At 68.6% G+C, this 7,527-nt stretch carries 9 protein-coding genes; 5 read left to right on the top strand and 4 right to left on the bottom strand.

Features of this window, described 5'->3' with window-relative positions:
- The coding region (locus tag RJ03_RS16400) for a DNA translocase FtsK (protein WP_036503280.1) at nucleotides 1–2,349 on the top strand (2,349 nt) is incomplete at its 5' end.
- 29 nt (nucleotides 2,350–2,378) lie between these two features.
- On the opposite strand, the gene RJ03_RS16395 is transcribed toward RJ03_RS16400, so the two are convergent.
- From RJ03_RS16395 to RJ03_RS16380, 4 genes are all read right to left on the bottom strand, one after another.
- A complete protein-coding gene (locus RJ03_RS16395) occupies nucleotides 2,379–2,804 on the bottom strand; it encodes a TIGR03668 family PPOX class F420-dependent oxidoreductase (protein WP_036503275.1) in 426 nt (141 codons plus the stop codon).
- Nucleotides 2,805–2,840: 36 nt separating this feature from the next.
- A complete protein-coding gene (locus tag RJ03_RS16390) occupies nucleotides 2,841–3,257 on the bottom strand; it encodes a nuclear transport factor 2 family protein (RefSeq protein ID WP_036503311.1) in 417 nt (138 codons plus the stop codon).
- 65 nt (nucleotides 3,258–3,322) lie between these two features.
- Nucleotides 3,323–3,625 carry a YciI family protein gene (locus RJ03_RS16385; RefSeq protein WP_036503273.1) on the bottom strand — a complete coding sequence of 101 codons (303 nt, stop codon included), beginning with the start codon at nucleotides 3,623–3,625 and terminating at the stop codon, nucleotides 3,323–3,325.
- Between the two features lie 17 nt (nucleotides 3,626–3,642).
- Nucleotides 3,643–4,185 (bottom strand): amino-acid N-acetyltransferase, encoded by a 543-nt coding sequence (locus RJ03_RS16380; protein ID WP_051024760.1) that lies wholly within the window; start codon nucleotides 4,183–4,185, stop codon nucleotides 3,643–3,645.
- A gap of 119 nt (nucleotides 4,186–4,304) precedes the next feature.
- On the opposite strand from RJ03_RS16380, the gene pgsA reads away from it, so the two are divergent.
- From pgsA to pspA, 4 genes are all read left to right on the top strand, one after another.
- Nucleotides 4,305–4,967 carry a CDP-diacylglycerol--glycerol-3-phosphate 3-phosphatidyltransferase gene (pgsA, locus tag RJ03_RS16375; protein WP_369974834.1) on the top strand — a complete coding sequence of 221 codons (663 nt, stop codon included), beginning with the start codon at nucleotides 4,305–4,307 and terminating at the stop codon, nucleotides 4,965–4,967.
- Between the two features lie 16 nt (nucleotides 4,968–4,983).
- Nucleotides 4,984–5,499 carry a CinA family protein gene (locus RJ03_RS16370; protein ID WP_051024759.1) on the top strand — a complete coding sequence of 172 codons (516 nt, stop codon included), beginning with the start codon at nucleotides 4,984–4,986 and terminating at the stop codon, nucleotides 5,497–5,499.
- Nucleotides 5,500–5,646: 147 nt separating this feature from the next.
- The gene (locus RJ03_RS16365; protein ID WP_036503270.1) at nucleotides 5,647–6,018 is read left to right on the top strand and encodes a helix-turn-helix domain-containing protein; all 372 of its coding nucleotides are present in this window, start codon (nucleotides 5,647–5,649) and stop codon (nucleotides 6,016–6,018) included.
- 219 nt (nucleotides 6,019–6,237) lie between these two features.
- On the top strand, nucleotides 6,238–7,050 hold the full coding sequence (pspA, locus tag RJ03_RS16360; RefSeq protein ID WP_036503267.1) for a phage shock protein PspA: 813 nt from the start codon (nucleotides 6,238–6,240) through the stop codon (nucleotides 7,048–7,050).
- Nucleotides 7,051–7,527 lie beyond the last annotated feature (477 nt).

Here is a 7,527-nt window from a genome sequence, read left to right as displayed (position 1 = left end):
ACCATCAGCCGCGCGGGGGAGATCGAACACGGTCACCGCCGCGACGGAATCGCGTTGGCGCTGGTCGCTTTCAGCGTCGTCATCGCGGCAGCGGTCTGGTTGTCGGCGGGCGGCCCGGTGGGGCACTGGGTCGACACCGCGGTGCGCGCGATCGCCGGATCCGCCGCGGCCGTCCTGCCTTTCGTGGCCTCCGGTATCGCGGTGGTGCTGATGCGCACCGAACCGCGGCCCGAGATCCGGCCCCGGCTGGTCCTCGGCGGGTTGCTGGTGGGTCTGCCTGCGCTGGGAATCTGGCATATCTTCGCGGGCGCGCCGGCCGATGCGCAGGGGCGCGCCCACGCGGCGGGTTTCGTCGGCTACGTGCTGGGCGGGCCGCTGCGCAACGGGCTCACCGCGTGGCTGGCGGTGCCGTTGTTGTTGCTGGCCATGCTCTTCGGGCTGCTGCTGGTGACCGGTACGACGGTGCGTGAGGTTCCGCATCGGCTGCGCGAGCTGTTCGGCCTGCCCGATGCCGAATTCGCCGACGACGACGGGCAATACGGGCTCTACGACCCGGAAAACTATGACGCCGACGGTTTTCCGGTGCACAAGAGCCGTTCGTCGCGGCGCGGCCGTACCCCGGAGGAGAACTACCCGGCCGACGAATTCGGCGGTGCCGACGCGGTCACCGAGGTCCTCGGCGAACCGCCGCTGCGCGATGCGAAGGATATCGCCGAGGCGGACGAAACACCGCCTCCCGCAGCCAAACCCAAGACGCGCAAGGCGCCCAAGGTCGTCGATCAGACACCCGAGCCGCCGCCCGCGCAGCAGCTGGAATTCGTCACCGATCGCGAGGTCGACGGCGACTATCAGCTGCCGCCGCTGACGCTGCTGACCGACGGTGATCCGCCGAAGAAGCGCAGCGCCGCCAACGAATCGATGATCGAGGCGATCACCGAGGTGCTGGTGCAGTTCAAGATCGACGCGGCGGTCACCGGTTTCGTCCGCGGTCCGACGGTCACCCGATACGAGGTCGAACTCGGGCCCGGTGTGAAGGTCGAGAAGATCACCGCCCTGGCGCGCAATATCGCCTATGCGGTGGCCACCGAGAATGTGCGTTTGCTCGCACCGATCCCGGGCAAGTCGGCGGTCGGTATCGAGGTGCCCAACGCCGACCGTGAGCTGGTCCGCCTGGCGGATGTGCTCAAGGCGCCCTCCACGCGAAACGACCACCACCCGTTGGTGATCGGACTCGGGAAGAACATCGAGGGCGAATTCGTCTCCGCGAATCTGGCGAAGATGCCACATCTGCTGGTCGCCGGTTCCACCGGTTCGGGTAAGTCGAGTTTCGTCAACTCGATGCTGGTCTCGCTGCTGGGCCGCGCCACCCCGGACGAGGTGCGGATGATCCTCATCGATCCGAAGATGGTGGAACTCACTCCGTACGAGGGCATTCCGCATCTGATCACGCCCATCATCACCCAGCCGAAGAAGGCCGCCGCCGCGCTGGCCTGGCTGGTGGAGGAGATGGAACAGCGATATCAGGACATGCAGGCCAGCAAGGTCCGCCATATCGACGATTTCAACAAGAAGGTGAAATCGGGCCAGATCACCACACCGCTGGGCAGCGAGCGCGTGTACCGGCCCTACCCCTACATCCTGGCGATCGTCGACGAGCTGGCCGATCTGATGATGACCGCGCCGCGCGACGTCGAGGACGCCATCGTGCGCATCACCCAGAAGGCGCGCGCGGCCGGTATCCATCTGGTGCTGGCGACCCAGCGGCCCTCGGTGGACGTGGTGACCGGCCTGATCAAGACCAACGTTCCCTCCCGGCTGGCGTTCGCGACCTCGTCGCTCACCGACTCGCGGGTCATCCTGGATCAGCCGGGTGCGGAGAAGTTGATCGGTATGGGCGACGGCCTGTTCCTGCCGATGGGCGCGTCCAAGCCGACGCGGTTGCAGGGTGCGTTCATCTCCGACGAGGAGATCCAGGCCGTCGTCGACTTCGCCAAGAATCAGGCCGAACCCGAGTACCAGGAAGGTGTCACCACGGCGAAGGCCGGGGAGAAGAAGGACGTCGACCCGGATATCGGCGACGATCTCGATGTCTTCCTGCAGGCCGTCGAACTGGTCGTCACCTCGCAGTTCGGTTCCACCTCGATGCTGCAGCGCAAGCTGCGCGTCGGATTCGCCAAAGCGGGCCGCCTGATGGATCTGATGGAGACCCGTGGCGTGGTCGGCCCGAGCGAGGGCTCCAAGGCGCGCGACGTGCTCGTCAAACCCGATGAGCTGGACGGACTGCTGTATTCGATCCGCGGTGGGGGAGAGGCCGAGGAAGCGGCCGAACCCGATGCGATCGACGCCTAGGTTTCCGGCGTGGGTCTTAGGCGTAGGTCTTACCCGGTGTAGGCCCAGCCGGTGACGGTCCGGATCTCGACCCGGATGACCGGTCCGCGCGGGGCGTTGTCCCGATACTGCGGGTATTTCGCGGTGAGCCAGGCGATCGCCTCGGCGCGCTCGGTGTCGGTGGTGGCGACGGCGGCGGTGCCGTCGAGCCGGACCCACCACAGCCGGGTCCAGTCCTCGTCGTAGTCGTCGGCCAGCACCGAGACCCGGTTCTCGGCCGCGATATTGCGCAACCGCCGCAGGTCGGTCGTCGATTTCGGTTTCTGATCGACCGCGGTCACCAGGATGCGACCCGAGGGCGAGAGCGCGAAGGTCACGGGGACCAGATGAGGACGGCCCGTCGGGTCGGTCGTGCCCAGCCGGGCCACGCGGGCCGCGCGTGCTCGTGCCAGCGCGGTGTTCGGATCCAATCGCACCGGTTCACGGTAGATCGCCGGACGCGACGGTGCGGCCTACAGCGGCGCGTTCTCCCGCTCGATCTGCTCGGCAGCTTCGGCCTGGATGCGCTCGAATTGCGCCCCCATCGCCGCGGCCAGGGCATTGGCCGCCGAGAGCGGGCGCACCATCACCATCAGATCGTCGATCCGGCCGGCCTCGTCGGTGTGGATGAAGTCGGCGCCGGTCACGCGCTTCCCGTCGACCGTCGCCTCGAAGATCAGCGTCGAGTCGTGCCCGCCCGCGTCGGTGATCTCGCGGACGTAGCGGAAGTCCTCGAACACCCGCAGGACGCCGCGCAGAATCGCCGCGGTGATGGCCCGGCCGGGATAGGGCTTGAACGCCACCGGACTCGTGAACACGACGTTCTCGGCGAGCAACGCCTCGATCGCCGCGCTGTCACGTGCCTCCACGGCCTGTCGGAATGCCTGCATCGCCACCTCGCATATGCAACTGGTTGACTATGCCGAGCATCGTAGCGGGCATTCGCCGCCCCTGCCTAGGGGTTCGGCGCCGCCTGTGCCGAGAAGGCGCCCATCACCGGGGTCCACTCCAGGAATCGCTTCGCATCGATCAACTCCTCCTGCGCGAACGGATCGGAGGCGAGCAGTTCGTCCAATGCCGCGGCGTCCTCGGCGCGGAACAGCAGCAGCGCGCCGGATCCGTCGGCATACGGCCCGGTCGTGAGGACCACACCCTGGTCGACCAGATTCGACAGCCATTCCCGATGCCGGGGCCGATGCTCGTCGCGCCCGGCGACGGTGGCGTCGGAATAGGTGTAGTGGACGGCGAAGATCGGCACGGGCGCTCCCGAAAGGTTCAGAGGGTCAACAGCATTCGAGTATTGCCGAGGGTGTTCGGCTTGACGTAGCTGAGGTCGAGGAATTCGGCCACACCGGTGTCGTAGGAGCGGCACATCTCCGCGAAGACCTCGGCGGTGACGGGCGTGCCGTCGATCTCGGCGAACCCGTGCCGGGAGAAGAACTCCACCTCGAAGGTCAGCACGAACAGTCGCTGCAGCTGGAGTTCGCGGGCGGTCGCGATCAGCTGATCCACGATCAGGCGCCCGACGCCGCGGCCCTTGGCGTCGGGGTGGACCGCCACGGTGCGCACTTCACCCAGATCGGCCCACAACACGTGTAATGCGCCACATCCGACGAGGCTCTCGTCGACCTCGGCCACCCAGAATTCCTGCACCGACTCGTAGAGCGTGACGAGATTCTTCTCCAGCAGGATGCGGCCGGCGTAGACGTCGACGAGGTTTTTGATGGCGGGCACATCCGAGGTGCGGGCGCGTCGGACTCGCACGGTGCCGGGGTCGGTGGCGCCGATCGAATCACTCTGATGTGCCCGCGTGGTCATGGGGTGCACAGTAGTCGGGTCGTTAACCGATAGTCTGGTGGAGTGCCGCACATCTCGTCCGCCCGCCTGCCTCGATCCGCCGGGGGCCGCGGCTGCGTGCGTTCCGGCCGGGGGTGCCGGTGAGCGTGCAGAGCGACGATATGGACCGGACCTGGGCCGAGGCCGGCAGAGCGCGAGCGAATCTCGTTCCGCCGCAACCCAACCGGACCGTCGAGCCCTCCGCGGTGCCGCTGATGAACATCGCCAACATCCTCACGGTCCTGCGCATCCTGATCGTGCCGATCTTCCTGCTGGCATTGTTCGCCGGGGGCGGCCACGACACCGGATGGCGGATCGCCGCGGCGGCCCTGTTCGGCATCGCGGCGGTCACCGACCGCATCGACGGCCAACTCGCGCGCAAGTACGGACTGGTCACCGACTTCGGCAAATTGGCGGATCCGATCGCCGACAAGGCGTTGATCGGCGCGGCCCTGATCGGGTTGTCGGCACTGGGCGATCTGCCGTGGTGGATCACCGTCGTGATCTGTGCCCGCGAGATCGGCGTGACGTTGCTACGGCTGGCCGTGGTGCGCCGCGGCGTGATCCCCGCCGGGCGCGGCGGTAAGGCCAAGACCCTGGTGCAGTCGGTGGCGATCGGCGTCCTGCTGCTGCCACTCGCCGACGCGTGGGCGAGCGCGGGCATGGCGCTGATGTATGTCGCGGTGGTGCTGACCGTGGTGACCGGACTGGATTACGTGGTGCAGGCGGCCCGATTGTGGGCGCGGCCGGTCGAGCGGCGGTGACACGCTGGGCACCGACGTGGGCGCCGCCGATCCGCTGAGCGCTGCGCCCGAGACCGTCGACCTGGTGGCGACCCTGACCCGCACCGGACAGACCGTGGCCACCGCCGAATCCCTGACCGCCGGTTTGCTCGCGGCCACGATCGCGGGGGTGCCGGGAGCAAGCCTGGTGTTGCGCGGCGGACTGATCGTCTACGCCACCGACCTCAAACACCGCCTGGCCGGCGTGAGCGAAGACACCCTGGCCTCGGACGGGCCGGTCGCGGCGGGGACCGCCGAACAGCTCGCCGTCGGCGCGCGCACGAAATGCGGGGCCGACTGGGGCATCGGGCTCACCGGTGTCGCCGGGCCGGACGCGCAGAACGGCTGCCCGGTCGGCACGGTCTTCCTGGGTCTGAGCGGCCCCGGCGGGACCGAGGTGATGCGGTTGCAGCTCGCCGGGGATCGGTGGACGATCAGGATGAACGCGGTGCGCACGGCCGTCGCGGAGCTGCTGCGCCGCGTCGGTGGCGGCGACCCGGACGGCACCGGCTGAGGACGGCTGTCCGATGGATGCCGATCGGTTCCCGCGGGCGGGAACCAACGGGGTGGCGTGCGACGTTGGCACTGTAGACGGAGGGGTGCGTCACGCTCGACGGCGGTCGCGCTCGGCCCGGTGAGGCGAGAACGTGAGGAGAACGAGATGACGCTGCTTCGAGAGGCCATCGGCGAGAGTCTGCGGCGCGCTCGGATCGCCCAGAACCGGACCCTGCGCGAGGTGTCGACGTCGGCACGCGTGAGCCTGGGCTATCTGTCCGAGGTGGAACGCGGCCGGAAAGAGGCCTCGAGCGAACTGCTGGCCGCGATCTGCCAGGCGCTGGACGTGCCGCTGTCGCAGGTGCTGGTCGACGTGAGCGCCGCCATGGCCGACGCCGACGCCCCGGCACCCGCGCCGGAGACGGCCGCCGCCGCACCCGCGGCGAGCGTGTCGGCGCGAGCCGGGATCGCCGGCGACACCCGGATCGTGATTCCGGCCCCGAAGGCCGAGAAACTGGTCCTGGTGCAAGCGAAGTGACTCGCCGCGAACCGGCGATCACGACTGCCGGCGCCGGATCGGCGCCGGCAAGGCTGTACGACGGAGCGGAAACCGATAGATTCTCTGTAAGCGTCGGTTACGGGTGGTTCGGCAGCCCGGATCCGATGCCGTGGAGGATAGGGACACAGGGGTGCGTGACGGTCGCGCACCGCCGCCGTGCTGGGGCGCGGCGTAGTCAGATGGAGGCGGGATCAATCGATGGCTAATCCGTTCGTGAAGGCCTGGAAGTACCTGATGGCCCTCTTCGATTCGAAGATCGAGGAGCATGCGGATCCGAAGGTGCAGATTCAGCAGGCTATCGAGGAAGCCCAGCGTCAGCACCAGGCCCTGTCGCAGCAGGCGGCGTCGGTGATCGGTAACCAGCGCCAGCTGGAGATGAAGCTCAACCGTCAGCTCGACGAGGTCGAGAAGCTCAACGCCAACGCCCGCCAGGCCGTGCAGCTGGCCGACCAGGCCAACGCCGCCGGCGACACCGACAAGGCGATCCAGTACACCAACGCCGCCGAGGCGTTCGCCGCCCAGTTGGTCACCGCCGAACAGTCCGTCGAGGACCTGAAGGTACTGCACGACCAGTCGCTGCAGGCCGCCGCCCAGGCCAAGAAGGCGGTCGAGCAGAACGCCATGCTGCTGCAGCAGAAGGTCGCCGAGCGTACCAAGCTGCTCAGCCAGCTCGAGCAGGCCAAGATGCAGGAGCAGGTCTCCGCGTCGCTGCAGCAGATGGATTCGACGCTGTCCGCCCCCGGCAGCACCCCCAGCCTGGACGCGGTGCGCGAGAAGATCGAGCGTCGCTACGCCAACGCCCTGGGCGCCGCCGAGCTCGCGCAGAACACCGTGCAGGGCCGCATGATGGAGGTGCAGCAGGCCAGCGTGCAGATGGCCGGCCACAACCGTCTCGAGCAGATCCGCGCCTCCATGCGCGGTGACGCGCTGCCGTCGGGTGACTCCGCCGGTCAGTCCATCGCCAACCCGGCTCAGCCGCAGGTGAACAAGGGCCAGGCCGCGCAGCAGTAGGCGCGTCGCGGGTCGATCGGAAGGCTGGGCAGATGGGGCGAACGCGGGCAGGTAACGAGCCCGCGCCGACCCGTGCGCGGCCCTGGTTCCGATCTGCTCGCAGCGCCGCGTCCGCGCCGCCCGCCTCCGCCGCACCGTCGGCCGATACGGCGCGGACGCCACTGTCGGCCTCTCCACCCGCCGCCGACGCTGCCGCGTGGCAGTCGATCGCCGAATCCATTGAGCGGCATCGTGTTTCCGGTGCCGTCCCGTCCGGCCGCCCGACATCCGATCGCGGATCGGGCACGGAGAGCCCGAGTGCTCACGGCGTCATCCACGAAATTCATGAACCGGACAGCGGGCCCGCCGCCCGGTCGCACACCGGATCACGCGAAGCCAAGGGAAACCCGCGCGAGCGCCGTCGTTCGCCCGGCCCGAGCGCGTTTCGGAATTCTTCGACCCACAGCCCGACCGAGGGCGATCAGCTCGCACGCGCCA

The sequence above is a fragment of the Nocardia aobensis NBRC 100429 genome (assembly GCF_000308375.1).
Taxonomy (GTDB): domain Bacteria; phylum Actinomycetota; class Actinomycetes; order Mycobacteriales; family Mycobacteriaceae; genus Nocardia; species Nocardia aobensis.
The sequence above is the reverse complement of the archived record's forward strand: the minus strand, read 5'-3'. Positions and strand labels throughout refer to the sequence as shown.

Coding starts and splice junctions, on each gene's coding strand:
- RJ03_RS16390 (WP_036503311.1), bottom strand. CDS start 3,257: ATGCAGGCATTCCGACAGGCCGTGGAGGCACGTGACAGCGCGGCGATC.
- RJ03_RS16380 (WP_051024760.1), bottom strand. CDS start 4,185: ATGACCACGCGGGCACATCAGAGTGATTCGATCGGCGCCACCGACCCC.
- RJ03_RS16365 (WP_036503270.1), top strand. CDS start 5,647: ATGACGCTGCTTCGAGAGGCCATCGGCGAGAGTCTGCGGCGCGCTCGG.
- pspA (WP_036503267.1), top strand. CDS start 6,238: ATGGCTAATCCGTTCGTGAAGGCCTGGAAGTACCTGATGGCCCTCTTC.